This window comes from Pseudomonas sp. GW821-FHT01D09 (assembly GCF_059422465.1).
Map to the genome: position 1 here is coordinate 1 of NZ_JBWKWY010000032.1, position 26,884 is coordinate 26,884.

The following is a 26,884-nucleotide window of genomic DNA, read 5'->3' on the forward strand; positions in this document are numbered from 1 at the left end:
GCTCTCAAGTTCTTCGCGAGCAAGCTCGCTCCTACAAAAAGGCTTAACTGACTGGCATTAGGGCTTGCCCGCGATGACGGCCGAACTGACAACAGAAATGTTGAGGTAGACATGAACAACTGGATCAGCGCCCTCGCCGACCTGCAACACCAGGGAGAACCCTGCGTGCTGGTGACCATCATCGAAGAGCTCGGCTCCACGCCGCGCAACGCCGGTTCCAAGATGGTGATCAGCGCCGCCCGGACCTTCGACACCATCGGCGGCGGCCACCTGGAATACAAGGCCATGCAGATCGCCCGCGATATGCTCGCCAGCGGTCAGCACAACACCCATCTGGAGCGCTTCAGCCTCGGCGCCAGCCTCGGCCAGTGCTGCGGCGGCGTGACCGTGCTGCTGTTCGAGCCCATGGGCCAGGTACAGGCGCAGATTGCCGTATTCGGCGCCGGCCATGTCGGCCGCGCGCTGGTGCCACTGCTGGCCAGCCTGCCGTGTCGGGTGCGCTGGATCGATTCGCGGGAACAGGAATTCCCGGAGCATATCCCCCAGGGCGTGCGTAAAATCGTTAGCGAAGAGCCGGTCGATGAAATTGCCGACCTGCCGGTGGGCAGTTACTGCATCGTCATGACCCACAATCACGCGCTGGACCTGGAACTCACCGCCGCCCTACTCAAGCGCAATGACTTTGCCTACTTCGGCCTGATCGGCTCGCAGACCAAGCGCGTCAAATTTGAACACCGCCTGCGTGAGCGCGGCTTTGACCCGGTGCAGCTGCAACGCATGCGCTGCCCCATGGGCCTCACCGAGGTGAAGGGCAAGCTGCCGGTGGAAATCGCCATTTCCATCGCCGGCGAGATCATCGCCACCTATAACGCCAACTTCGGCCAGCACACCGCGAGCGCCGAACCCATTGCCAAACTGCTGCCGGCCTCGCGCCGCAGCCAAGCTACCCATTGAGACGACCATGCCTTTGACTCGCAAAGCCTACCGTGCCGCCATCCTGCACAGCCTCGCCGACCCCGCCATCGTTGGGATCGAAGCCTCCTACGAGTATTTTGAAGACGGCCTGTTGGTCATCGATAACGGCCAGATCAGCGCCCTGGGGCATGCCAGCGACTTGCTGCCGACGCTGGCGGCCGACATCCAAGTCACCCATTACCAAGATGCGCTGATCACCCCCGGCCTGATCGACACCCATATCCACCTGCCGCAAACCGGCATGGTCGGTGCCTACGGCGAACAGTTGCTGGATTGGCTCAACACCTACACCTTCCCTTGCGAAAGCCAGTTCGCCGACCAGGCCCACGCCGAAGAAGTGGCGGATATCTTTATCAAGGAACTGCTGCGCAACGGCACCACCACCGCCCTGGTGTTCGGCAGCGTGCACCCGCAATCGGTCAACTCATTCTTTGAAGCCGCCGAGAAGCTCGACCTGCGCATGATCGCCGGCAAGGTGATGATGGACCGCAATGCGCCGGACTACCTGACCGACACCGCCGAGTCCGGCTACCAGGAGAGCAAGGCGCTGATCGAGCGCTGGCACGGCAAGGGCCGTTTGCACTACGCCGTCACGCCGCGCTTCGCCCCCACCAGCACCCCGGAACAGTTGACCCTCGCCGGGCAATTGCTGGGGGAATACCCGGACCTGTACATGCAGACGCACATCAGCGAAAACCTGCAGGAAGTGCAATGGGTCAAGGAACTGTTCCCGGAGCGCAGCGGCTACCTGGATGTGTACGACCATTACAAACTGCTGGGTGAACGTTCGGTATTCGCCCATGGCGTGCACCTGTGCGACGACGAGTGCGCGCGGCTGGCCGAAGCCGGTTCGGCCGTGGCGTTCTGCCCAACCTCGAACTTCTTCCTCGGCAGCGGCCTGTTCAACCTGCCGATGGCCGAGAAGCACCAGCTCAATGTGGGCCTGGGCACGGACGTGGGCGGTGGCACCAGTTTCTCGCTGCTGCAAACGCTGAACGAAGCCTACAAGGTCATGCAATTGCAGGGCGCACGCCTGAGCCCGTTCAAGTCCCTGTACCTGGCGACTCTGGGCGGTGCCAGGGCGCTGCGCCTGGAAGACAAGATCGGCACCCTGCAGCCGGGCACCGACGCCGACTTCCTGGTCCTGGACTACAACGCCACGCCGCTGCTCAGCTATCGCCTGAAGCAGGCCAAGCACATTGCCGAGACGTTGTTTGTATTGATGACGCTGGGGGATGATCGGGCGGTGATGCAGACGTATGCAGCGGGCCAACTGGTGCATCAGCGCTGATTTTGAAGGGCACCCCAAACCAATGTAGGAGCTGGCTTGCCTGCGATGCAGGCAAGCCAGCTCCCACCGTTTGATCGGGTTTACAGCTTGATCGAGGAGCGGCCCGGCTTCTTGGTCTGCAGCAAATGCGAGAACACCGCATGCAAATCATCCGATGCGCTTTCCTCATCGAGGTTGAGCTTGCTGTCGATGTGATCCATGTGATGCATCATCAGGTTCACCGCCAATGCCGCATCCCGGGCTTCGATGGCGTCGATCAACTGGGTGTGCTCGTCGTAGGAACAGTGTGAGCGGTTGCCGCTTTCATACTGGGCGATGATCAGCGAAGTCTGGGATACCAGGCTGCGCTGGAAGCTGATCAGCGGGGCATTTTTTGCCGCCTCGGCCAGTTTGAGGTGGAACTCGCCGGACAGCCGGATACCCGCGCCGCGATCGCCACGGGAGAAACTGTCGCGCTCGTCGTTGACCATCTGGCGTAATTGGGCCAGTTCTTCGGCCGAGGCATGCTGCACTGCCAACTCGGTGATCGCCCGCTCGACCAGGCGCCGGGCCAGGAAAACCTGGCGGGCTTCCTCGACACTGGGGCTGGCCACCACCGCACCCCGATTGGGGCGCAACAACACCACGCCTTCATGGGCCAGGCGCGACAAGGCGCGACGGATGATGGTGCGGCTGACGCCAAAGATCTCGCCCAGTGCTTCTTCACTCAATTTGGTGCCGGGCGCCAGGCGTTGTTCGAGGATGGCCTCAAAGATATGCGCGTAGACGATATCGTCCTGGGTTCCACTGCGACCGGCCTTACCGGCTCGCGGCTGTTTCTTGAGGGGCTGCAACTGTTCGTTCATGGGCACTCGGGTCGGGAGAACGGCGGCGAATTGACGTTGACTGCAATAAGCGTACAGCGGGTCGCTGGCAAGTATCGCGTAAAAACAGTGCACATTGTACACAACCCATTGCGCCAACACACTGTACGGCTGTTTGCGCAGCCGGCTGTATTGCAATAGTCAGTTACGTTTGAGTTTAGGCTTGCTTCCCCGATTTCCCAGGTACAAGGAATACCGCACCATGACCGACGCGACCCAGGCGCCACTGCGCCCACTGGCCGACACTTCGCCCTCGGCCATCGTCGCCGGCTTTATCGCCATGATGACCGGATACACCAGCTCCCTGGTGCTGATGTACCAGGCCGGCCAGTCTGCGGGCCTGACCACCGGGCAAATTTCCTCGTGGATCTGGGCGATCTCCATCGGCATGGCAGTGTGCAGCATCGGCCTGTCCCTGCGCTACCGCACGCCCATCACCATCGCCTGGTCGACCCCCGGCGCGGCGTTGTTGATTACCAGCCTGGGTGGGGTCAGCTACGGCGAGGCCATCGGCGCCTACATCACCTGCGCCGTACTGGTCACCCTCTGCGGCCTCACCGGCAGCTTTGAAAAACTGGTCAAGAAGATCCCCGCCTCGCTGGCAGCCGCACTGCTGGCCGGGATCCTGTTCAAGATCGGCAGCGAGATTTTCGTCGCCGCACAGCACCGCACGGCCCTGGTACTGGGCATGTTCTTTACCTACCTGATCATCAAGCGCCTGTCGCCCCGGTATGCTGTGCTGGCCGCGCTGCTGATCGGCACGGCCTTGTCCGGGCTGATGGGGCTCCTGGACTTCAGCGGGTTCAGCCTGGAAGTGGCGACGCCGGTGTGGACCACGCCGCACTTCTCCCTGGCCGCGACCATCAGCATCGGTATTCCGCTGTTTGTGGTGGCAATGACCTCGCAAAACATGCCGGGGGTTGCGGTCTTGCGCGCCGACGGCTACGACGTGCCCGCCTCGCCGCTGATCACCGCCACCGGCCTGGCTTCGCTGGTGCTGGCGCCGTTCGGCTCCCACGGCATCAACCTGGCAGCGATCAGCGCGGCCATCTGCACCGGGCCCCATGCCCATGAAGACCGTAACAAGCGTTACACCGCAGCGATGTGGTGTGGGATTTTCTACGGGGTTGCCGGGGTATTTGGCGCGACCTTGGCGGCGTTGTTCGCCGCATTGCCCAAGGAACTGGTGCTGTCGATTGCCGCCTTGGCGTTGTTTGGCTCGATCATCAATGGCTTGAGTATCGCCATGAATGAGCCCAGGGAACGGGAAGCAGCGCTGATCACCTTTATGGTCACGGCGTCGGGGTTGACGCTGTTTTCCATCGGCTCGGCATTCTGGGGGATTGTCGCGGGGGTGTTGACGCTGGCGATTCTGAACTGGCGCAAGGCCTGATTATTACCCTGAAACGAAAAAGCGACCCGGGCGGGTCGCTTCTTCATGACATCAGACAGCCGGGTTGATCGGCTTTTCTGGGTGCCAGGCGTCCAGCAATTCGCTGACTTCAACGCGGGTCAGCTCTGGGCGAGCCTTGAGCCACGCTTCAACGGCTGCACGCTGCTCAGCGGTCACCGAACCACGAGTGGCTTTGCAGACCAGACCGAAGTCGTCGCCGCCCACGTAGTCCAGGCCGTTGCCATCCATTGCTTCGGTCAGGAAGGCGTCGAGGAAAGCGTCAACCGCTTCGTCGTCCAAACCTTCTTTGAAATCCAGGTTCAGTTCGAAACCCAGCTCTTTGCTTTGACTACTTAGCAGGCCATGTCATTATTCTCTAAAGGCCCACAGAATGTGGCTTACAGACCACATTACTACCTCTAGAAAAAATGACAATTATCAAAAACACCTCAGCCATCCGCCAACACCCCCTCACCGCCATTGATGGCGAGGTTGGAGACCTGATCCTCCAATCTGCCGAGTCGTTACGTCAGTCGCTCAATCTCAAAAGCTTCGTCATCAGACCTCAACTGATGGCGCTGGAAGCCTACTGTGACGTGATGGGCCATCGCGTCACAATGGACACGCTCCGCTGCCCCGAGATCCAGGAAATCCTCGAAGGCTTCACTACCGCAATGGCTGGAGAGGCACTCATCGTCCTGCCGGATAAAGAGCCCATCAAATTTTGTCGCACCTTGTACAAGGTGCTGAATGAAGCCAGAGCAAAATACCCAGACCACCACCCATTGGACTGGGACTTCCGGAATTTCAAACCAGACCCAGCGGTCTGCACTGCAATCCGAGCACGCACGAGCAAATTTCACGAGTGGTACTGGAAAGGTTGGGACATCCAACAGCCACGACAGGCAGCTGTATATCTGCGTCTTGCCCAGCTAGTCGTCCCCTATGGCCGGACTTTTGTACAGGACGTTTACGACGAGCTGCTGCAGTATTTTCGGAATCGTACAGGCAGATTCCGTAGTGAATGGAACGTCATGTTTGACTACCTTGCCAAGCACCACCGCTCCTGGCCGCTACGCCGGCTCAAAACGGAGGCGGGTCTTAAGCATTTCATGCAGGAATTCTCCATTTCCTATTTTACTGATGCCAAGGAAGCCGAGCTGGACGCTCAGTCTCAGATCAAGAACTGGAACCGATTCCTCAACTCTGTAGAACAATGCCTCTGCAAGCCGACCATCTGGGCAAGCATCAGCTCTCCAATTCGCCGCCCGCCGCCCGATACTAAGCATGGATCAGAGACTAAAGTCGTCGAAGACGAAGAGGGCACGCTCGTTCAAGAGAAGTTGCTCACGAACATCCCTTTGCACGTGACTGATGCCGAAGCCGTCGAAATTCTCTTTTTTCACATCAAAAAAGATGTCGCTACGGTTCGCAACTGGGCGACGGCACAGGCGGCTGATCTCAAATCTCGGTATGAGTGGCGATCCGAGCAAGCGAAAAATGGCGCTCCGATTAAAGAATACGAAGGCAAGGGGCTCTACAAAACCTATAGCGTGGCTGATATCTGCGCGACTCTGGAAGACGTTAATTCAAACGTGCCCACCGCATTTCTCTGCAAGACATATAATAACGCGACCGGTTATAACTACGGCGCACCGGAACTTGCCAACGCGTTAGGATTTGCGGTGGCGGGAAGCTTATTTCCGTTCCAGTGCCTGCTGGTGCTTGAGCACCCCGAAATCACAACTGAGTTCTTGAAGAGTTTCGAACTGTATAACCAAGATGGTCAGTTGGTCGGATTCGACGAGGAGAAACGGCAGCTCAGAGGATATAAAGACCGCAAACAGCCAGAAGTACGAGAGCAGATCATTGACCTCAACGACCAGTCGTTTGCCATCGTAAAAGACATCATCGCGATCACCAGTTTGGGCCGCCGCACGCTGAAGGCGGAGAAAAACGACGATTGGCGCTACCTATTCATTACATCCGGGAAGGCCCTTAAGCCCTTCCAGGTAGCAAAAACGACTCATTGGAACGACAACTCGTTCATCAACAACCGCACCCTGCGCGAACGCTTGCTCAGGGAGTTCAGGCCGCACAGTGATCTTCCTGATGACGAGCTCGTCGAGTTCATCAAGAGGGTTCGTCTGACGAAAATCAGACCTTCCAGGGCCGTGGAAATTTTCATTCAGAGCAAGAGCTCAGAAAAGATGTCCGATGCCTTAGGTCATGAGCACTATTACCCGGATCTGCTCAGCCACTACCTACCTGACGCCATTCTGGCGTTCATCAAAGCTCGCTGGATCCGGATCTTCCAGAAGGCCCTTGTCTGCGTAGCAATGGAAGAGAGCCCTCATCTGCTTAGAGTAACCAAATTCACCAGCATCGATGAATTGGACGCCTTCCTGGAAAATCACCGCATCAAGGAGATCCCGTCTGAGGCGTCCGACCCCGAACGCAAAGCGCAACGCGAAGAAGTCGATAGCAGCGAAGCGGTGCTTTCGATTGGCGTTCCTTTCCTGGCCTCCCTGTTGTCACTGGAGGCCGCAGTAAAGGCAGCCACCAACAGGGCCCGTGTGTGTGGCAAAGCCGAATACTGGGCATCCTTTGCGGAGAAGATCAAAACGGAAATCACGACCGGGAAAAAGGGGCCGCTGAAGAAATACCTGGCTACCGCACTTGAAATGGTGGATGCGAAGAAAATGGAGGCGCTGATCTATGCGCAAGCTTAAGGCCTCCAAGTATGACTTCTTGGAGACGTTTGGCCAACAAAATGACTCGGCGCATACCACCGCCCCGTGGTTGCTTAACGATTTCAGTGAAAATGCCTGGAAAATGCAGACCCAGCAGAAGGTGCCCTTCTATCTCGACTGGGGTGTTCAGCTCTGGGATGGAAGCTTGCTGACCGACGCAAAGAACCACGTGCTGCTGCGCTCGCTTAAGCATCTCCTCATCATCGGCGGCAATGGCATGAATGAAGAGTTTGCGATGCTGGCTCCTAGCAGCAAGCACATGAGGGTCACTTACACATTAAAGCTCATCGACTATCTGTTGATCCATGCCGAGAGCTATGGATTGGTGGAGTTTGGCTTGGGATATCTCAACGGCGACCATTTGAAGGGTATGCTGAATCACCTAGCCAAAGAGGCCAGATCCGAGGACTCCGTGTATGCCTGGAAAGATCGAGTAACGGCATTTAGCACTTCAGAGCTCGGCAAGCTCACTCCTTCGGAAGAACAGGCACTTTTCAAGAAATACCCCAGCATGCTGGAGGTCAGCGACGACGAGCTAGAGGATTTCCCGCTCGATATCGCAGCATCGGAGATTCCGAGGGTACGCGCTGCACTGATGAAAGCGGATGTGTATTACGGCAATGGGAACCATGGGTTCCGGATAAGCACAAAACAACTGTCGGAGCTGATCTACATTGATACGCTACGAGGCTGTCAAACCCAGAAGTCTGCGCTTCACGCACTCAGTTTTTATCCCAATGAGAGGAGCTACCGCCGCGAGTTTCCAGGGGTAAAGGTCACGACAGGCGAGTCCGAGAGGCTGCAGGACACCATCTATTTCTACTACCGCTACACCCTGATCGGCAGTGCTGCCCTGGGGGCATTGGGGCTACCCTCCCCATCCGATATCGAGACCATCAAAGAGTATGTTCCCGATGTGAACGAGTCCAAACGCTTCAGAAGCGTTCCGTCGGCCAACCTACTCAAGCTGTTCCGCCGAAGCATGGAGTTTCATGTCGAGAAGGGCAGGATGATCCTGAACGGCTTCGTGAGGGTCGCTGCCTATTGCAAGGCAAAAGGTCTGTCGATGACCCAGCTCCCAGAAGCTGAATTTATGAATGTCATCGGCCCGGAGCTTGTTAGCCTCGGCGTCAAAAAACTGGGTCTTTCAAGCAACCGCAGAACGAAAAACAGACTCCCGCGTAAAGGCAGCCGTGAAAAATACTTCAAGGATTTGCGTGCAAACCACGGCTTGATTGAGCTGGTGTACGTGTACCTGGGCAGCATCCAAATGGCCGTCGGTATGCTCATGGCACGGAGGGTCGACGAGCTGGTGACGCTCAAAGCGCGTGGGTGCCTCGACAGTAGTAAATCTTGGCTTATCTTCGGCGTGGCAAAATCAACCCGCCAAGCGCTCGGCTTACGGCAGCGTGAGTCTCGCCCTATCGATGCCATCGCGGTTGAAATGATTGAGGAGCTTCGTCGTTTCCAGAAGCTGCTTAAGCTGCCAGGCATCATCGATGACCTGGGTGACCTGTATGCCACCCCCTCTTCGTTGGGTTATGCAGGCTTGCAAGAGTGTTCAACGCACCTCTACAACCGGCACCTGGATTTTGCTTGCGACTACTTCGAAAGCGATCTGAATGATGCTGGCCAGCGTTACTACGTCCGTCAGCATCAGCTGCGGCGCTTCTTCGCCATCATGTTCTTCTACACCAACAGCTTCGGCGAACTTGACACGCTACGCTGGATGCTCGGGCACCGGGACATCGAACACGTATGGCATTACCTGACCGAGTGCCTGGAACCTTCAGACATTCGGGGAGCTGGCGCCCGGTACTTCGCTGATCAAGCAAAAAAAGATCGCCTGGAAAATTACCAAAACCTAAAGGACTTGCTGGCTGCCAAATTTGGTACCACCTCCTTCAAGTTGGTCGATGAGCAGGAGATCGAGTCGTATCTCGAAGCCATGCTGGAAGAGGGTAAAGCACGGATCGAGCCGCACTTCTACAACGATGAAAATGGCAAAGCCATGAAAGTCCTCTTCATCGTCAGCTGAGAATATCGGGATCAATGAGCACACTGACCAAACGCGAGCAGATCGAACAATCCATTGACGGAATCTTTAAGCTCTTGCATGAGATAAGGCGCGAGCCTGGCAGCTATGCCGAGAACGAACAGGTGCTTCACGCCCTCAAGAGTCAGGGCTACCTGTGCGCGCTAGAGATGGAGTTCTGGATCCGGGACGAACAAGTGAAAATCCAGCCAATCAGCCTGAATACGCTCAAGAAGAAGCTGGCGGGTAATGGCCCTGATCGCGACTTCACCTATTTGGACAAACTACGAACTCATGCCCAGGCCGCCATTGCCAAGTTCAGCGAGGAGCCGCCCGAGCCCAAAAAGCGTTCGCGAAGCGCCATTGAGAGTCAGATCGAAGACCTCAAAGCCTCAGTCTCCTCACTCCACGCAGTCAACATGGTGCTGGTACAGGCTTTGGAGGTTAACCGTAGAGATCTCATCACCATCGCGGACACCGCGAACACTGGGTTACGGCAGAAGCGAATCAATGACGCGATCAATCGGATCATCAAAATTCTTGGGATGAACCCCGCCCCATTTGACGACACCTCCATCCTCTCAATGGAAAAACATCTGAAGCTGGTGCCAAATGACAAAACGAACCGTTGAATATCCCGAGTCGGGCCAGCTTTTCACTCCCATTCCGAAGCTGCGGCTCTACGATTATCTAACTCACGGCGAGCTGCATACGCTTGATGGCAGCATGATGCCGTTCATGTCCTGGCCTGACGGCTCACCTTGCCTGCAAGCTAACGCTTATATGATCAAGCTCAGAATGCAGTCTGGCAGGGGCGGGCATGGCCCATCGAGGCATGGCACCAAAGGCGGATCATTTGGGCAGTACGCCGGGCAGATCAGCCACCTGATCCGCTTCTGCTACTACAACAAGCTAAGCTTCATCGCCCTGTCGGATGACGACTTTTGCGACTTCATCGATGGACTTCGCCAAGAGACGAAGCTTGACAAGCCTTCACAGCTAAAAAGGAATGAGCGCACCATTACTGGCATTGGCAGACGGTGCCTTCACTTTCTTGCTCATGTCGCTGAAATGAATGGCCTGCATAACTTCGTAGGGATCAATGGCACCATTTCTATTGTCATGGTGGACTCCATTTATTACCGGAATGGTAAAGCCTTCAAACGCTCGAGCGTGCATCACAGGGCTTTCAGGACGCCTTCTGCGAAGAAGACTCGCAAGCCGATCGGTGAGGCGACCATCGCGAAATTGAGGGATGCGATTGATGCTCACTCATCGTCTAATTTTCTGAGTACTCGCCGGCACCTGATGATCTCCCTATTCGAAGAAATGGGAACTCGAAGGGCTGAAACCCAGCCCATCATGGTGGCCGAAGTCATTGCCGCCAGCAAAATGAAATCGCCAACCCTCATTGTCAATACGCTAAAACGCGGAGGCATGGGGATCACCCGAGAACTTGAGCTGAGCCCTCCCCTAATCGATGAGCTCATGGATTACATTCGCGGCCCCAGACGTCAAATCATGAAGAAACTCAAAGGTATCCCCGACCATGGGTACTTATTCGTCACTGAGCGCGGAGGTCATCCTTTAGGCATCGACAGCATTACGACGGAGTTTTCTAACATTCGCAGGTCAGCAGGCATCGATGAGCAAGCGTGTGCACATTTGTTCCGACACTCCTTCTGCACCAACATTGTGGCCCAGCTCATTGCGGCAACTCAGGCGCTGAGTCCAGATTCGTTCAGGCAGACGTTGATGACCAACAAGATGCTCGCTGAGCGTGCGATGGCTAAGAGTGGACACGCCACACTGGAGAGCTTGCTGGACTACGTGGATGCCGCATTCAGGCAAAAATCCAAGTATCAGCAGATCATTCATACTGTCGAGGCCGCCAGGACATATGAAAGCTATGAAAGGCGCAGGAAGCGGCTCCGTGATGATTTCAAAAAGGGCAAGCTCACAAAAGAGCAATACATTGAACGTGATGAACAGCTGGATGCTGCTATGGATCGTGACCTCCAAGCTGCATAGTCTCAGTCAGGAGGCCAACATGGAGTGCCCCCGAATATGAAATGCTTGCACTCCAAGGTTTCTGAATCCTTTTGGGCAATGGCCGTGAGAATCAAGATGCCTGGCTTTGCTAGCGCCTCGGCCCATCTGACTGCTTACTTTGGTCGGTCGTGTCGCTCCATGAATGCAGTTCGATGGTGCTCATCTGCACGGCACCGATCAAGACTTCGACGTCGTTGATGCATTCCCGCTTTGCCTGCTTCGGCCTCCGGCGCCTTTGGGATGTTCGGGATGGCTAGGTGGTCGATGATCTTCCGGATAAGCAGCTCGCCGGTGATTCCCACGGGCGCCCTGACCAGAGCGATAAGGCCGTCTTTCAGGTGCGGAAGAAGCAAGGGTGAGGCCTGAGCATAATATTCGGCCAAGTCTCGTTAGTGAGGCCGTTAGTGGGGTCAATTTTTCGCTCAGGATGGGTAATCAGTCCCCTGGTCGCGGCAGCCATGTCATCCAACGTCGCCTGGGCAGACTGTCGCCCCTTCGGCGCGGGCGTCGGCTTCTCCTGATGATATCCTGAGCAGGCTTGTTCGTCCGACTACCCCGGAACAACGCGTGAATGACCACGCCGTCGGAGGTGCTCTCAGCGAAAGTGACCTCGGATAGGAGCGTCGGCTGAAACGAGTGGATGCCTTTGCCGTCTACCCCTTCCGGTCGGTTCATGCCGGCACCTGTTTCTGCTCCATCCATGGCTTTCGTTTCGATGAAGCGCCACCGTAACCGGCGAGCCCCGATCTATACGCGATACAGCCCTCACCGCCTCACCATACGCCGCCGACACGAGCTGAGCGGAGATGAACAGTGGCTGTAGCTGAGTAGGTTTGCAGCCCCCTCCCCGGTCAGTACACTGGTGGCTCATAGCCAGACAGCCTTGCTAGAGCCGCCCGTGGCACCAAAGCTCAGCCGTATCGCCTGGCACCAAGTCGTTGTCACATCGTCGCCACGTCGCAACTAAGAAATCCCCGGCCTCGTACCAGGACGGCCAATCGGGCTTCATGCTCGATAGGGTGTTGGATTTGATCAAACTTTGACATGAGGGAGTTGTATGGGCATCAAGATGGATCACGCTTTCGACCAGAACGGTGATCGTTGGGAAGCAGATACTTACACCAAGGGCACCGGCGCCGAGCCTCTGCAATGCAACTGCGGTACGCCAGTCACTCACAATCCCCCGTACACACGGGAGATGTATGACAAACCCGTGTTCGTCCAAGGCTATTTCCGTCTGTATCCCAACGGTGCCCACGCCGTGAACTGTCGCTTCGGGGTTGACGAGGAAATTGAGGAAATTGCGAGCACGTCAGAGGATCTGATCGAAAGCATCCAGCACAATCGATACCGCATGCGGCTGGTGATGATCAAAGAGGCCTTGGAAGCAGGTGGCCGTAACGTCGCTGACGATGGAGGCACCCGGGCTACAGCGGGTCGGACTTACACCCACAACCCAAACCTTCTTCCCGCCTACATCAATTCCGCCAAGCGAGCCCTGAAGCTTCGCGCGCTCTGTGACAATGATCAGGACATCGAGCAACACCTGGAGCTGGTGTTTGAAGGCAATGTGAAGGTCGCCTGGAATCAGTTCTATTTCGAGACTGAGCGCCACGCAGAGGCGTATTACGCAGTGTCGCACAACACCGTTCAACACCCCATCGCGATTCAAGGCGCCGTGAGCAGCGTCAGGACTGAAATCAGGGGTGACAAGTCCAAGAACGTCATCAATTTGCAAATGAACAAATTCCGGGTCGACCCCGACGACTCGGAAAATGGCATCGGCCTTGAAGTGAGCATTTGGGCCAAGGATCCGGCTTGGCTCAAAGGCATTGAGAAGGACGATGAGATCGTGGTCTTGGGCATGTGGAAGCACTCCAGTACCGCACCCGAAAAAGCGCCAAGGGAGGGACGCTTCAAAACCCTGACCAAGCGCAGATTGACCTTGAACCTAGTTCTGAAGGCCCAAGTTTCCAAAATCGATCAGTGATCTCTCACGGACAGACGACTCTACCCAAGCCAGCGTGCACCTGCATCAGGAACCCTCATGACCAATAAGACCCTCTACATCATTGGCAACGGCTTTGATCTTCACCATGGCCTTCCCACCCAGTACTGGCGATTCAAGAACTACCTGGAAGCGACGGATCGGGAGGTTTTCGATTGGGTCGAAAGCTACATCGCCATCGACGAAGACTGGGCAGAGCTTGAGCTTTCGCTTGCCGACTTGGACACCGAGAACATTGTCACTGAACTGGAGGGCTTCCTAGTTTCCTACTCGGCTGAGGATTGGAGCGACGCCGGCCATCACGACTTTCAGTACGAAGTGGAGAAGGTGGCGACCGGTTTGTCGGCTGGGTTGCAGCAACACTTCGCGGACTGGATCAGATCCATCCCGATGCCTGACCGCGACCAGGTTCCCCAACTGCTGACGTCCCTGGACAAGGATGCGGCCTACCTGACATTCAACTACACCAGCACGCTGACGAAGCTGTACGACATTGCTCCAGAGAACATTCTGCACATCCATGGTGAGGGCGAAGACGAAAGCTCTGATCTGGTGCTTGGTCACGCACGGGCATCTGCTGATCGCTCGTTGCTCCAAGACGGGGTGGATGAGAACACTGATACCCGGTTTGCGGAGGCGATGGGCATTCTCGATGACTATTTTGAGAAGACTTTCAAACCGAGTGCCAAGATCATCGAGCAGCAAAAGCCCTACTTCGAAGGACTGAAATCGATCACTCAGGTCGTCGTCCTCGGCCATTCCCTTTCCAAGGTGGATGAGGCGTATTTCCTGGCGCTCGTTGAAGCCTTGCAGGCTAGCCCGCGTTGGACAGTGGCGGTCAGGTCGCTCAACGAGAACACGAGCAAAGCAGCGTGTCTCATCGATTTCGGTGTGCCCAGCGAATCCATAGACTTCAAGCCATGGTCGCAACTGTAGCCAGCCTGCATCAACGCTCGCGGCCATCTATCGATAGCCAAGCCCTGCCCGACCTGCGCCTGGCATCAGGCGCAGTTGTTGTTCGCCATCCTGGTACCCTTCCCCGGGAGTCATCACCGCCCCCGAGTGGCAAAGCGCGCTAGGGCATTGCACGGTTTAATAGCAAATTAATAGCGCAGGCATCGGGGACGTTCGCCAGCACTACGGTGGTCGCCGAACAGGTGGGATTGCTCTGTCGCAACGCACCACTCTGGGATGGCCACCTTCGCCTGCCTGGCCCCATGCATCTGGCGATGAAGGTAGCAGAGAATCACCCCATCTTGGAAATGCGACGCAAGGCGGAGGCGAATAGAGCGGGTGGCTAATGCGGTCTCCCTTTCGCCCCGCCCAAAGCGATCATCGGAGATCGTGCGCGCCCCAGGCGGGCCGCTTTTTTGAGGCGGCCTACCAAGCTTGTAAACCTATTTTTTGAGCTGTAAAGCGCAGAGGCTTACAGATCAAAAATTGGGTTTACAGGCCCTGCTTTACAAGCTCGTCCGTCACCAATATCTTGCAGGATGGAGGCTGATAATCGCACCGCTGGCACGTCTGTGAGCTACTGCCTGCTCAAGACTGCCCGCCCACGACGGCTCGTTTCAGCAGGCCGTTTGCCCGTGAAGCAGTGCCTCACAACGAGAACGTCAAGGGCGGTAAGGAAGCAGTCTGTGAATCGAGCAGAGCCTCAGTCAAAGCTCTCAGGGCCGTGGGAGACAGTAGTGGCGAACACGCGCATCCGCATAGGAGCTTCTGGTAGATAGCACCGCTAGGCGGAAAAGCCATGAACCGCTCGTGCGAGCAGATCCAACGCCTCTTTGAGGTCTGCATCAGCCGGGCTCTTCCCACCCAATGTTCGTACGGGGGTGGTCAACCACCGCATGGCCCGCGCCTCATTGCCAAATGCTCGGAAAGCGGCCTCTCGTAATGCATGATCAACCTTCTCCATCAATTCTCCCCCGCCCAGGTCTGGCTGCCGTGTAATGGTAATAACGATCGAGACAGGATCACCTACCTCGTTTGTAAGCGATAAGTGCATCGAAGGCCTCGCGACTCGGAAGGCCCTCCTTCAGCCTCGCGACCAGAAACTCGGCATCGAATGCAGCCGGATCAAAAAAATCGCGCGCATGCCTGACCAGGGCTAGCCACAACGTCCAAGGTAGCGCGGTGACCTGAGTATCACGGCAGCTATAACTAGGGTGTTCCAGCAACTTGGGCTCACGCTCTACAAGCGAATTTGACGCATTCTGCAGCACTGCAAAAGGGATATCGCTCATGCCGATCAAGCTTGGGCTCACCAGGCGAGGAACCGACTGTATTGCGGCCTCAGGATCAACGTTGTGCAGCTTAATCAGTTGGGCTACATCTAACTCAAAAGCTTCTCTCCCGATAGCTGCCGCGAGCCGCTCGACGACGTCTAGCTCATCGATATTGTGACGCTCTAGACTGATTACGTGTCGTTCCATTACCCTCGCTCCCCATCCGTGCAACTGATTCATCAGCCGCGTAAATCCAGCCTAACCTGCGCCGAAAGATGAGGGGCCGGCACCTATCGGCCAGAAGCGAAAGCATCCATGTACGGCCGGCAGCGTTAAATCCGTAACGGACGTTACCGCATTCAGGAAATCAGCCCTGTTTATCGGCAGACAACCGCTCATAAATGCGATGCAGGTATGCCTGGTAGATGCAAAAAATGACAAGCAACAATCCAGCTCCGGCCTCAGCTTCCGTGGCTAAAAAAGGCTTGATTGCATATGCTGAACGGGACGCGCTTGAAAGACTCCCTGGCGCCATCAAGCTCTCCGCTAGCTCCTGGAAATTGTCATGGAGCTTATTAAGCAGAGATAGAACCGATGAACAGTCAAAATCTGCATTAACCTGATGGGCGAGCTGATTTCGAATGTTCTTGATCGCTCTGAGGATCGCGGCATCCTTTTCAGAGATTATCGACAGGAGCAACGCGAGCTGGATCCTGGCACCAAACGAGCCACACGGTGCACGGCCATCGCCGTTAATTCCTAGAAACGAATGTATTTCCTGCTCTGGCCCTGTCAGCGTCATGGATAGAATTTCGACTAGTGCGAGATCGAGAACCGCGCCGGCAGTAATAGCAAGCTCACGTCTCGGCAGTACTCGATATTCTTCGTAAATTCTATCTGCACCAGGGAACACATCCCGCATCCACTGCTCGATTTTCCAGGCCATCTCACCTCCTAAATCCCTATCCAAAAGGGCCTGACTCAACTTCAGCGAAGCGAGCCCATCATGGTCTATCTCGCTTTTTTACAGTACACGATGTATGCACCTATACCATCTTGTTCTATGACGTCCTCCAATGAGAACGCCAGGTAGGAGGTTTAGGGCTGTCGAGTCCAGTTGCCATTCAAGAGAAAATGCTCGACCTCAAGAGGGATTAGATAAAGGCGAAACATACTACCCTTTCGGCGTTGTAGCGCCGATGTCATTATGCCAACACTGCGTCGCCCACAGGTTACATCACGCGCACTCGATTGGGCCCATAGCATGCCCTCGGGTTACGCCCACACCTTCAAGGATAGTGTTGATGTCCAACGAAAATGCCCTGCCGGCCACACCCCCTTCGGTGGATGCCGTAGCCACCCCCCCTGCTGATAAACCTGTGGAGCTAGATGCCAACCGTAAGGGCCTTCAGGCCTACCTGGCACCAGGGGCTTCTGATTGGGCGCCTTTGAATGAAGAAGCCTACATCGTCCTCAAGGGCGTACCACCACCTGATCCAGCAAGGATCGTTTCCAACCGTACAGCACTTTCGGACATGCTCGCTGCGGCACTGCAAGTTCCCAATCTTGGCTTTTTGGCTGGAAGTGGGACTTCGCTTGGTGCACCAGGTGGGCCAAGCATGTGGGATTTGTGGAAGCGCTCCATGTGCACACCCGGCTCAGGGGATCCCACTGAAGCCGCAGGGCGCGTGATGGATGCGGTGCGATACAAAGAAACCATCAATCCAAACATCGAGCATTTCCTTTCTCAATGCGACTCCTATCTCGCCTTCAACAAGGACGCGACCGTCGAAGGATTCGTCAGCGAGGTCAAAGCAGTCATCTTGGATGCATGCTCAGCATTCCTGCGAGCTCCAAGCGCCGATATTTCTGCATACAGGCAGTTGCTGCAGAAGCTGGCGAGACGACGAGTCCGAGACCCTCGCCTGAAGGTCTTCACCACAAACTATGACATGTGCTTCGAGACTGCAGCCTCTGACCTCGGCATGATGGCCATCGATGGTTTCTCCTACACCCGGAGGCGGCGGTTCGATGGAAAGCATTTTAGCTACGACATCGTCAGGCGGGAGGCGGAAGGTCATGAGTTTGCCGAAGGGGTGTTCCAACTACTGAAGTTACATGGATCAGTGAGCTGGAGCAGAGATGAAAAGGACATCTACGAGCACACTGCGCCTACCCCTACGAACGCGTGTCTCATCTACCCTGCCAAAGGCAAATACCAGCAGGCATTCCTGCAGCCTCACCTGGAGCTTCTGTCGCGCTACCTGGAGTTTCTGCGTCAGCCCAACAGTTGCCTCATCGTGGCCGGCTTCGGCTTCAATGATGATCATCTCTCCGAACCCATCTTTTCAGCGATTCAATCCAACCCGAGCCTGAAACTCATACTCTGCGATTTCCAATGCATCACGCACCTGCATAATCGGGGGCATCATGGCTCAAGCGACTATTGGGGCAGATTCCATGACCTCGCCAAGCGTGGCCTGGACATCCACTTCATCAGTGGCTCGTTCAGCGATCTGGTCAGCCACATTCCGCACCTGAGAACAGCCTCTCCCGCAGAGCAGTTGGCGAATGCCGTCAGACGCTTGGGGAGCCAAAACACATGAGTGATCTCGACGGAATTCTGGCCAGCAATCTCAAAATTGGTGTGGTATCGAGTGTGAGCGCCCACCTGGTAAAGACGAACCTGGCGCATGCCGGCAACGTAAGCGGCCAGTATTTGGGCCATAACCGTTACGGTAAAGGTGAGGTCGGTGAGCTCGTGCTAATTGAAGGCCAGCAAGCCGTGCTGCTCGGGCGCATAACCGAGGTGACACTGCCTGACAGGGATCGCTCTGAAATCTCACAGGACTTTGCAGGCAGCAGCCAAATCGATGCGATCGGCTTCATACGCCTATTGGGTTCAGTAAACCCGCAATCACTGCGAGTCACAGCGGGAGTGAGCTCATACCCACGGCTTGGCGATCGGGTCTATTCCGCCCCTGGAGAGTTTATTTCCCAGATCCCTTTGTTGACCTCAACGGGGGTGGACGGTGCGCCACCTGAGGTAGCGTTGAACCTTGGTCACGTTGCCGGAGATGGGGGATTTCCAATTGCCGTCACTCCCGAAAAAATTTTCGGACGGCACTGCGCAATCCTGGGCTCCACAGGCGGAGGCAAGAGCTGGACGACATCCAAGCTGATCGAGGAGTGTCGCCGCTTCTCAGCCAAAGTAGTGCTGATCGATGCCACGGGCGAATACCGATCGCTCGTTGGCGATGACACTGTTCATTGCCACCTTGGCAGCCCTCTCCACCTAGCTGGAGGCTCAGTAGAAGTCGCGATTCCGCCGACGAGCTTCACCGAATCCGACTTCATAGCCCTTTTCCAGCCATCGGGCAAAACCCAAGGCCCTAAGCTGAGGGAGGCGATCAAAAGCCTCCGACTCGTACATCTCGCACCTGATCTGTTCCCGAAGCACATCGTCTGGAAGGTAGACCAACCGAAAGAGGTCTATCGCGAGGCCATGAACAGAGGCAACAATGCAAGCCTTGTAGGAAATCCAACAACGCCATTTAACCCTCGCAAGCTGGTATCTCAGTTGGTGCAGGAGTGTTGCTACCCGACCGCTTTCAACGACTCGGAGCGTTTTGGGGGTGCAAGTAACGAGATCTCACACTGCTCATCCCTGATGACCCGCATCCTCGGCGTGATGGAATCGCCGTCGCTGGGCTGCGTGTTCAGTCCCGGAGCCGGCCTTCCCAGTTTCGTAGACCAACTGGATAGTTTCATTCGCAGCGACAAGAAACTGTTCAGGGTCTGTTTGAGCTCAATAGGATACGAGTTCAACGCCCGTGAGGTTGTGGCCAACGTTATCGGCAGACTTCTACTGCAGCGAGCCCGGGATGAGGTTTTCAGGACAAGGCCGCTAATCACCATCCTCGACGAGGCCCATAATTTCCTGGGCAAAACCGTCGGAAACGAGGATGACCTAGAGAATCTGGATGCCTTTGAACTGATCGCGAAGGAGGGTCGAAAATACGGGCTGAACATTTGCCTGGCGACCCAGCGACCTCGCGACATAACCGAAGGCGTGCTCAGTCAGATGGGTACCCTGCTCGTCCACCGGCTCACGAACGACCGTGACCGTGAAGTCGTTGAACGAGCCTGCGGTGAGATTGATCGCTCCGCTGCAGCATTTCTGCCGAACCTGAAGCAAGGCGAGGTAGCGATGGTCGGTGTGGATTTCCCGATCCCGGTTACGATTCAAATCAGTCGACCAACCCAACCTCCCATATCGGATGGGCCAAGTTTCCAGAGTAGCTGGGGATCACTGGGGCACTGAACTGATGCATATGGGGCATTGCCTGATCAAAGCGTGAGCAACCTGGTGATGAACAAGTTACTCACCGATACCAATGCTCCATCCAAAACGACGTTTACTTTCTGTCTTGATGAATGCCTTAAAGCATCCCTCAAGACTGGTATACCCCGCCGTTCATGCACGATCCTGCGAAGCAAATACCATCTTAGGTATGAGCGAAGATGAGAACGGAGTTCAACGTACAACCTGGATCTCTCCACGTAATCGTTAGGCCAGCGGCGGCTCAATGCCTGGGTCAGAATCGCCAATGCACCGTCCCCAACGGTGCTGGGGTACAGCCTAGTCAGTTCGTCAAACCCAGGAGAATGGTTGTAGCCTGCAAGGGCCTCATTCAAAATTGAGCCCAGAGAATCACCGTAAGCCTCTGAGGCCTTTTCCCATACCAGTCTCTCGACATCACTGTCCAACGACTACCTCACAACATCGCCCAGCCACTTACTGCCTGTAATAGGCAGCCCGAGCACTCAGCAGGAAGCGCCCCTGGAATGCACATTGAATTTGACCTCAACCAAAACGACTTAGACGCCCTTATTCACCACTGCCAAAGCCACAAGCCAGATAGCGGTGACGTTCGAGAAGATCAACGTCTAGCGGATGCGCTGGACACCCTCATGCAAGCCCTGGTCGCTGCCAATAACGCTGGTTGAGCGGGAGCGATCCAGAATGGCCGCCAATATGCCTTAAACCGGTAGCCCGCCTGAGATTCAGTGGGTCAAAACGCGGGACGACCTCATCCATAACGGTGTTGTCTGACACAGGTGCCCATTCAGGCGCAGCTACCCTACTCAAAATTTTTTTGTTGGTCAGTTTGTTTTTTTGAAGTCAAAAGCAAAAGCAGTGGCCTGCGGCCTAAGAGACGATCTCCCTTACCAGCCCTCGCCTCGCCTATCGGCAAGGCAATTGAGGCCTGAAAAACTCGAAGATCAAAAGCGAAAAGCGTGGCCTTAGCACCGAGCCTGGCATTGTCATCATCGGTGGCATCAGCACGGTAGCTTTTTCTTTGCTCTCAAATATAAGAGCTCCGTCTCGCTTCAAAATTTTCAAGAGGTGGGGTGTCAAACTCGTCGCCATTTTGAATCTTTTGTCGCCTCTGGATACCTTTGTACGACACTGCCCAGAAGCTTGGAATCCAACTCCTACTTGCAGGTGGCGACTGAAGATATCCACCTGAACCCTACAAGGCGAGCTCTAGATGAGATATTCACCCCGGTAGGGAAGCCGGGCGCGTCTGCCAGTGCCCAGCATCACGTACACCGTGTTTCGAGTCACGAAGTACCCAGGCCTTTCATACCGCACAAGAAGTGAGGTGCGTATCCCCCGGCCCGCTCGGAAGCGATCCTGGCTGTCGTGGAGCACGTTTACGGCGACCAAGACGCTCGGAGTAACGCCCTGCAATGCCAAGCCCTCAACCAAGAGCGGCGAACCCTGAAAATCTACCCAGATCCATTCAGATACGACGCAGTGTGCCCGGTTAGGGAATCGAGCTTGGGCGTCCTGAATGCTCACCTCCAACGTGGTATCAAAACCGGTCATCACCAGGCTCGGGCGTCCCAAGTACTCGTACGGATCAGTGACCATCTCCGCCCTCTCCTGTCGAATCTTGTGCGCCTCTATGGATCAGCGACACCACCTCAAACTGCTCGCCCTCACCAGAGTCATCGACCAACAGCATCAGGTAACTGACAACGACGTAGCGCTGACCTTCGACCGTCGTCAGTAGGTGATAACCATGGCGTTCGCTGATCTTCAGAATTTTCCCTGTGTGCACCACATCGCCATTGCCGTAGCGGCTCGACGCATCAAAAAAAATTGCAGCTCGATAACCCGCGTCACGCGCCCGGGCGTCAAGCAGATAGCCGTCGATGCGCCCGTCAAAATTTACCAACACCGCATTGAGCAACGCCGGGGGGAAATATACCGAGCCTTCTGTACAGATCGATTTTTCTTTCATAACTCAACTACAAATTCGGGGTTGAATTCGGTTTCTTCCTGCGGGTAGCCGCGCGGGTTGGAAACGAATCGCACTCCTCGGAGCGACTCGTCGACAGCCCAATGTGTGTGGCCAAACACCCACAGATCGATGTCCAAGTCCAGGAATTCTGGCCACTGATTACCGTAGGCGGCGCTCAAGTGGGGATGTCGCTCCGACGCGGGTACGAAACACATCAACGGAGGGTGGTGGGTCACGACCACAGTCTTTCCCTCATAGGGCCTGGAAAGTTCGTCGTACAGCCACTGGCGTGACTCCTGCGCCTGCTTTCGGATGAATTCAGGCGAGATCCTGCTGTACCGGGGCTCCAGCCGAATATGCTTGTAATCATTCATCATCATCCGGGCGTCGAGCATCGCGAGCGAGGGGTTCCCGGAGGCCTCAAAGTCTGTCCAGGACGCGCATCCCAGGAATCTCACTCCATCGAGCTCGATGCTTCTGCGCTCCAAAAAGTGGACGTTTGGCTTGGCGTCCGAATGCAGCCGCCCGAAAGCTTTATCCCACGACGACCCATAAAGCTCGTGATTGCCTGCCACGATGACCACGGGCTTATCAAAGTGCTCGCTTGCCCAACGAGTGCTCCGCGCTTTGCTGTGCACATCGCCGGCCAGAATGACGACGTCATAGAGGTCAGGATCGGGAAGGCGCAGCGAACGAAACTCCAAGTGGAGATCGGACATCACCAGTAGTCGCATTTCTAGCATTTACCTATATATTGAGCGCCGCCATGACGCACCACTAGATAATGGTATATGCACAGGATGCGGCGCGTCAAAAGATGGCTATATCCTCTCTTTGGCAGCGAGCCGGAAGATGGATTATTTGAAAGCGCTTGGGCAGGTCTTGCGAGAGGTACGCGTCTCGGCGAACCTCGCCCGGGAAGACTGTGCCGAAGCGCTCAGCCTCGATCACCTGAGCAAAGTGGAGCAAGGGAAACAGGCGCTCACACTGGGTAGGCTTAACGCGCTGTGCGGGGTGCTGGGTGTTTCCCCCAGCATCGTGTTGTTCGCAACCGAGGCCAGGCTTTCTAAGCAGACGCTGGACGCTTACAAGGTCAAATGGGATGCCCAGCTTGATGACCTACAGGTGGCCGGCCAGCTTCATAACGAACCCCAGGACTCGGCGACTGCGGGGGTCAGGGGCAAACGGGCGGAAGAGACCCGTGCGGCGGTGCAGAAGCTCCAGGCTGAAGGCTGGGCGAAAATGCAGATTGTCCGCCAGCTTGGTATCGGGCGAACCACTGTCGATCGCTATTGGATTAAGTGATGACACTTACTAGGCACAGAACCCCCTGCTCAGTTCGTCCATCAGATCCAGCACCTCACTTACCTCTAAATCCATTGGACGACTGAAACCTAGGCCCGGGCATGCGCCGTGAGCCACCTCTTAAGAGGCGACTCGCGATATGGCCCATCACGTCTCCTGTTCAGATTCCGTGTCGCGAGCGCCTCTTTTGAGAGACTGAATCAGGCGTTTGAACCCTTTCGTCTCGGCAAACTTTTTGTACAAGGCCGGAGTGACCATGGACAGCTTGGCCACCGCCTCGCCCATCGTGCTCCGGAGTTCAGATGAGTATTTGAAAGCGGCGATCTGCTCGGCCTTGGCATCAAAAAATTTGGCCAGCGCCGGAAGTCCGTCAGGATCACGGCTGAGGTAAGCCAGGAACAGGACGATCCGCTGCACTTCTTGAGGATTCGCAGGCTGGACGTTAGGAATCAGGTGGCCGTACCTGGCCAGCGGTACTACGAAATCATCAGGATCGACGGACTCAGCAAAGAGCAGTGACCTCAGTCGAATGCCAATCACATCTCGTTGCTGAGCGTCGAGTGCCTTCAATAGCGCGTCCACAATGGCGTACTGTTTCGCCCCCCACGGGGATGACATCGAACCATTGGCGAGTGAACCGAGTACCTCAATCAGAGCATCAATGACTGCAGCAACCGTCGGTATGGGAAGGCGCTTCTCCACGATAGCGTCTATGAGCACCAGGTGCTGCTTTGCCCCCACGGAGATGATCTGAACCCATTCATCACGCGTGCGTTCCTCACTGGTGATCAGCCTCAGTACTCCCTCACGCGTGACAGGTAGTATCGTCTCATCCGAATGCATCACGACGCCGATCAAAGAGGCGTCCGCTTTGAGAATTTCTTGGCAGCCTTTTTCGACGTACGTATCCCACCTGGTCAACCAAGTTGCGATATCACTGTCGGATACACCAAAGGGCGCAAGCGCCTTTGTCAGCAAACTGAAGTTGGCCACGATCCAACCGTACTGCAGCGCGCCGATACGCCGCTCTTGTATGAGATAGGCCAGGAAACTGCTAATCGAATCACCGACGTCTTCATCAGGCAGCAGTTCGAATAGCGCACCGGTTTTGAGCGTTGCGTTTGCGAGCGCACGGAAGACAGAAGACTCAATGACTCCCTCCAAATCACCTAGCTTCGCCAAGGCCTCAGCATCCGCTTGACGTATGTAGGTGATAGCTGCCACAGCCTTGATGAGAGGGCTGGCGTTGTTGGTCAGCAACGTGGTGATAGTGGTGGAGATGACCTGATCGACAGTCGCGGCCAATCCCAAGCCCACTACTGCATTCTCTACTTCACCGGAAGCACCGACGAATGTTGCCAGCGCTGCTGCATCGGTAGCAGAGAGCCCACCGGTCAGACCTGTACCTAAGCTGCGATCTGCGTACAGCCATTCGAGTGCTGGGACAACTGCCTCGGTGGGCAATGGAACTCGATCAAGCGGATGGTCTGGGCAACTAACCAGTTGCAAGTGTGCGTCAGGCAGACCTGAGCTCGGGAAGCTGAACGCTTTAGCATTGATAACTTGGAGATGGGACATATCGGGAAGCAGGTGCATTAGGTGCTCCGCCCGCTTCACAACGACCTCTTCGAACTCCAAACCTTGAGCTAGAAGGTAGAGGTCGTACTCCTGCATGAGCTCCCATGCCGGCTCCAACTGATCTTGATCAAAGCTGGAATTCAGCACGCTTATTAGATCGGCCTTTAACCGACCGCCGTGTTCTTCGAGCAGCCGCCCATTCAATCCATGGATTTTGCAGTAGCGAACGGCCTCATAAAACTTTTCAGACCCTGGGTGCGTCTTGCTGAAGAGCTCAAGCTGGGCGGAGTTGATCACATCCATCAGCGACGCAATCCACTCCCCTCGAACTTCTTGATGCGCTTGGTAGATAGTTGGAAGCAAGGATGCCAGCACGGGTCGCTTAGCGATGAGTCGCTTCATCGCGTCTGAGAAGCCGAACAGCGGAGTGAGTCTCGCAAGCCCCTCATGATCGTTGCTCGCGAATGCCTCTACCAATGGGGTGTCAAGCAACTCAGCGATCGCAATGTCACCCGATGTCAGATAGTGAATCTGCAGGAACTGAATCTGCCAACCGGTCTCCATTGAGTCGCCTAGGGCCGCACTCAGCAGCGCTTGGGTATCTTTGACGAGTTCGATTTGGGCAGTCTGGGCTTTCTCCAGATCCGCCAGATAGGCAGTTGTAAAGCCATCCAAGCGCAATAGCTCTACCAGCGAAAACTCCGCGTATTTGCAGAGCAACAGATGTCCAGCGATCGCCAGCAGACTTATGTCATCTCCCACAACCAGAGCGGTCGTGGCTATGTCGTTGATGAACTTCTTCTGCAGCCGTGGGGTTACAAGGTTGTTCGCCATCGGACTATGGCGCTGCAACAGTTGAGCGCCCTGCTCGATGATGATCCCCCCCTCACCAGGGAACGTATGATTCCACAACTGGCGGAACCCATCCTTCCAGCCGGAGGTGATGACAGGGGGCGAACGAAATACCACAGGAAATTTCTTGGCAATGAAGTCTTTACTGTCGTACCGACGATCGCCATCTGCCTTTAAATATTCCGCAACCTTCGTCGAACAGAATGGGACGATGACGGTCAGGTTCTTCGCCTCGGCAGCAACCGCGATGAAGATCTCCAGGTCGCTCCAAACCGAACGCAGGCTATCTTTGGGCAAACGATCCAGGTTGTCCAGGATGATGACGAAACGCTTGCTCTCCACCACTTTCAGCTGCTCAAGCAACGTCCGCTTCAGATCCAGAGGCGTGACCTCCTTGCCAACCTCAATCTTCTCCTCTATGCGATCGTCACTTGATCCTTTGAACAGGCTGAGCAGGCTCCAGTTCTCCTCTCCTACTTTGGTGTTCCAGTGCCAAAGTTTGGCAATGCCAAGGATCAGAATCGGGCTGAGCAGGGAGATGGCATGAACGGCAATCAAGCCCGAGGAGGTGCCCTGCAAAAAATCCGGGAGCCAAGTCCCTTCAGGCGCCGGAGTGGAGACACCCGAACGGGCACCTCTTGTAAGCGCGAATATCTCGCGAAATGACGTGGCCGCAAAGAAAAGGCTGGCGATCACGCCCAATGCCCAGGCGCTGACCCGGCTATTGGTTTTTTTGGTGTACTCGAAAAGACGGCCCAGCGCCCTGTCACGTGAAGCCCTTAGGGCCGCAGCTGCCTTGCTGACGTGATGTACTTCTTGAAGCACCTCATCGGTAAACAGCTCAATGAAATTGCTCTTCGTAGACCCTTGGTAATTTTGCTCACAGTCAAAAAACCACACCCGAAAATCGGGATCGCCGGCGGTCAGCTTCGCCTTCAGCATGTTCAAGATCGAGCTCTTGCCAGAGCCGAACTCACCATCCAGCCCTACGACTTTCGAGGGCGTGGAGCTCAACAAATGACCATGAATTGCGCTCGCCACCTTATCGTGGCTGCCGCCTGGGAACACGTCCTTGCTTGCGGGATGTTCGGTGTGGAAATTGATCAACCGCATAGAAGTCCCTTTTATCCTTTTCCCGGGCCGCATGGCCGTCGACTAAAGTGTGACGTCGAACGCTTGGAGTAAACGAAACGTAAGAGTTTCGGCGCGCGTCAAACACCATATGTAGTAATGGCAA

General features: G+C 55.8%; 23 protein-coding genes. 13 read left to right on the top strand and 10 right to left on the bottom strand.

Annotated elements, in window-relative coordinates:
* The first annotated feature begins 111 nt into the window (after positions 1-111).
* Both xdhC and guaD read left to right on the top strand, forming a co-directional pair.
* The gene (xdhC, locus tag AC07W7_RS22180; RefSeq protein ID WP_099170746.1) at positions 112-954 is read left to right on the top strand and encodes a xanthine dehydrogenase accessory protein XdhC; all 843 of its coding nucleotides are present in this window, start codon (positions 112-114) and stop codon (positions 952-954) included.
* Positions 955-961: 7 nt separating this feature from the next.
* Positions 962-2,266, top strand: a complete 1,305-nt coding sequence (gene guaD / locus AC07W7_RS22185) for a guanine deaminase (protein ID WP_099170745.1) — start codon at positions 962-964, stop codon at positions 2,264-2,266.
* Between the two features lie 80 nt (positions 2,267-2,346).
* On the opposite strand, the gene AC07W7_RS22190 is transcribed toward guaD, so the two are convergent.
* Positions 2,347-3,111, bottom strand: coding sequence for a GntR family transcriptional regulator (locus tag AC07W7_RS22190; protein ID WP_076961352.1), 765 nt, complete (start codon positions 3,109-3,111; stop codon positions 2,347-2,349).
* A 220-nt stretch (positions 3,112-3,331) separates the two neighbouring features.
* Here AC07W7_RS22190 and AC07W7_RS22195 point away from each other — a divergent pair, with 220 nt between their 5' ends.
* Positions 3,332-4,522, top strand: a complete 1,191-nt coding sequence (locus AC07W7_RS22195; RefSeq protein ID WP_495040123.1) for a benzoate/H(+) symporter BenE family transporter — start codon at positions 3,332-3,334, stop codon at positions 4,520-4,522.
* A 51-nt stretch (positions 4,523-4,573) separates the two neighbouring features.
* On the opposite strand, the gene AC07W7_RS22200 is transcribed toward AC07W7_RS22195, so the two are convergent.
* The gene (locus AC07W7_RS22200; RefSeq protein ID WP_495040162.1) at positions 4,574-4,882 is read right to left on the bottom strand and encodes a YggL 50S ribosome-binding family protein; all 309 of its coding nucleotides are present in this window, start codon (positions 4,880-4,882) and stop codon (positions 4,574-4,576) included.
* Positions 4,883-4,950: 68 nt separating this feature from the next.
* On the opposite strand from AC07W7_RS22200, the gene AC07W7_RS22205 reads away from it, so the two are divergent.
* Genes AC07W7_RS22205 through AC07W7_RS22220 form a run of 4 tightly spaced genes read left to right on the top strand, consistent with a single transcriptional unit; the run spans position 4,951 to position 11,341 of the window.
* Positions 4,951-7,254 carry a hypothetical protein gene (locus AC07W7_RS22205; protein WP_495040124.1) on the top strand — a complete coding sequence of 768 codons (2,304 nt, stop codon included), beginning with the start codon at positions 4,951-4,953 and terminating at the stop codon, positions 7,252-7,254.
* Positions 7,241-9,313 carry an integrase gene (locus tag AC07W7_RS22210; RefSeq protein WP_495040125.1) on the top strand — a complete coding sequence of 691 codons (2,073 nt, stop codon included), beginning with the start codon at positions 7,241-7,243 and terminating at the stop codon, positions 9,311-9,313. The genes AC07W7_RS22205 and AC07W7_RS22210 overlap by 14 nt, the downstream gene beginning before the upstream one ends.
* 14 nt (positions 9,314-9,327) lie before the next feature.
* Positions 9,328-9,942, top strand: a complete 615-nt coding sequence (locus tag AC07W7_RS22215; protein ID WP_495040126.1) for a hypothetical protein — start codon at positions 9,328-9,330, stop codon at positions 9,940-9,942.
* Complete coding sequence (locus AC07W7_RS22220) at positions 9,923-11,341, top strand: tyrosine-type recombinase/integrase (protein ID WP_495040127.1); 1,419 nt, start codon at positions 9,923-9,925, stop codon at positions 11,339-11,341. The genes AC07W7_RS22215 and AC07W7_RS22220 overlap by 20 nt, the downstream gene beginning before the upstream one ends.
* Positions 11,342-11,475: 134 nt before the next feature.
* On the opposite strand, the gene AC07W7_RS22225 is transcribed toward AC07W7_RS22220, so the two are convergent.
* Positions 11,476-11,745 carry a hypothetical protein gene (locus AC07W7_RS22225; RefSeq protein ID WP_495040128.1) on the bottom strand — a complete coding sequence of 90 codons (270 nt, stop codon included), beginning with the start codon at positions 11,743-11,745 and terminating at the stop codon, positions 11,476-11,478.
* 674 nt (positions 11,746-12,419) lie between these two features.
* On the opposite strand from AC07W7_RS22225, the gene AC07W7_RS22230 reads away from it, so the two are divergent.
* Positions 12,420-13,352, top strand: coding sequence for a hypothetical protein (locus tag AC07W7_RS22230; RefSeq protein WP_495040129.1), 933 nt, complete (start codon positions 12,420-12,422; stop codon positions 13,350-13,352).
* 57 nt (positions 13,353-13,409) lie between these two features.
* A complete protein-coding gene (locus AC07W7_RS22235; protein WP_495040130.1) occupies positions 13,410-14,306 on the top strand; it encodes a bacteriophage abortive infection AbiH family protein in 897 nt (298 codons plus the stop codon).
* 802 nt (positions 14,307-15,108) lie between these two features.
* On the opposite strand, the gene AC07W7_RS22240 is transcribed toward AC07W7_RS22235, so the two are convergent.
* From AC07W7_RS22240 to AC07W7_RS22250, 3 genes are all read right to left on the bottom strand, one after another.
* Positions 15,109-15,378 (bottom strand): MbcA/ParS/Xre antitoxin family protein, encoded by a 270-nt coding sequence (locus AC07W7_RS22240; RefSeq protein WP_495040131.1) that lies wholly within the window; start codon positions 15,376-15,378, stop codon positions 15,109-15,111.
* Positions 15,347-15,805 (bottom strand): hypothetical protein, encoded by a 459-nt coding sequence (locus tag AC07W7_RS22245; RefSeq protein WP_495040132.1) that lies wholly within the window; start codon positions 15,803-15,805, stop codon positions 15,347-15,349. Before AC07W7_RS22245 ends, AC07W7_RS22240 begins: the two co-directional genes overlap by 32 nt.
* A 160-nt stretch (positions 15,806-15,965) precedes the next feature.
* A complete protein-coding gene (locus AC07W7_RS22250) occupies positions 15,966-16,544 on the bottom strand; it encodes a hypothetical protein (RefSeq protein ID WP_495040133.1) in 579 nt (192 codons plus the stop codon).
* A gap of 358 nt (positions 16,545-16,902) precedes the next feature.
* Here AC07W7_RS22250 and AC07W7_RS22255 point away from each other — a divergent pair, with 358 nt between their 5' ends.
* The 3 genes from AC07W7_RS22255 to AC07W7_RS22265 all read left to right on the top strand — a co-directional run bounded on the left by AC07W7_RS22255 (position 16,903) and on the right by AC07W7_RS22265 (position 20,608).
* Positions 16,903-18,204, top strand: a complete 1,302-nt coding sequence (locus AC07W7_RS22255) for an SIR2 family protein (RefSeq protein WP_495040134.1) — start codon at positions 16,903-16,905, stop codon at positions 18,202-18,204.
* Positions 18,201-19,922, top strand: a complete 1,722-nt coding sequence (locus AC07W7_RS22260; protein ID WP_495040135.1) for an ATP-binding protein — start codon at positions 18,201-18,203, stop codon at positions 19,920-19,922. The genes AC07W7_RS22255 and AC07W7_RS22260 overlap by 4 nt, the downstream gene beginning before the upstream one ends.
* A gap of 524 nt (positions 19,923-20,446) precedes the next feature.
* On the top strand, positions 20,447-20,608 hold the full coding sequence (locus tag AC07W7_RS22265; protein ID WP_495040136.1) for a hypothetical protein: 162 nt from the start codon (positions 20,447-20,449) through the stop codon (positions 20,606-20,608).
* A gap of 541 nt (positions 20,609-21,149) precedes the next feature.
* Here the strand turns inward: AC07W7_RS22265 and AC07W7_RS22270 are convergent.
* From AC07W7_RS22270 to AC07W7_RS22280, 3 genes are read right to left on the bottom strand one after another with little or no spacing between them, the layout of a single operon-like run.
* A complete protein-coding gene (locus AC07W7_RS22270; RefSeq protein WP_495040137.1) occupies positions 21,150-21,539 on the bottom strand; it encodes a DUF6957 family protein in 390 nt (129 codons plus the stop codon).
* Positions 21,529-21,912 (bottom strand): hypothetical protein, encoded by a 384-nt coding sequence (locus AC07W7_RS22275; RefSeq protein WP_495040138.1) that lies wholly within the window; start codon positions 21,910-21,912, stop codon positions 21,529-21,531. The genes AC07W7_RS22270 and AC07W7_RS22275 overlap by 11 nt, the downstream gene beginning before the upstream one ends.
* Entirely contained in the window at positions 21,909-22,655 is a 747-nt protein-coding gene (locus AC07W7_RS22280; RefSeq protein ID WP_495040139.1) for a metallophosphoesterase, read from the bottom strand. The genes AC07W7_RS22275 and AC07W7_RS22280 overlap by 4 nt, the downstream gene beginning before the upstream one ends.
* A gap of 109 nt (positions 22,656-22,764) precedes the next feature.
* Between AC07W7_RS22280 and AC07W7_RS22285 the strand changes: the two genes are divergently transcribed.
* Positions 22,765-23,217, top strand: coding sequence for a helix-turn-helix domain-containing protein (locus AC07W7_RS22285; protein ID WP_495040140.1), 453 nt, complete (start codon positions 22,765-22,767; stop codon positions 23,215-23,217).
* Between the two features lie 147 nt (positions 23,218-23,364).
* On the opposite strand, the gene AC07W7_RS22290 is transcribed toward AC07W7_RS22285, so the two are convergent.
* Positions 23,365-26,760 carry a P-loop NTPase fold protein gene (locus AC07W7_RS22290; protein WP_495040141.1) on the bottom strand — a complete coding sequence of 1,132 codons (3,396 nt, stop codon included), beginning with the start codon at positions 26,758-26,760 and terminating at the stop codon, positions 23,365-23,367.
* Between the last annotated feature and the right edge of the window lie 124 nt (positions 26,761-26,884).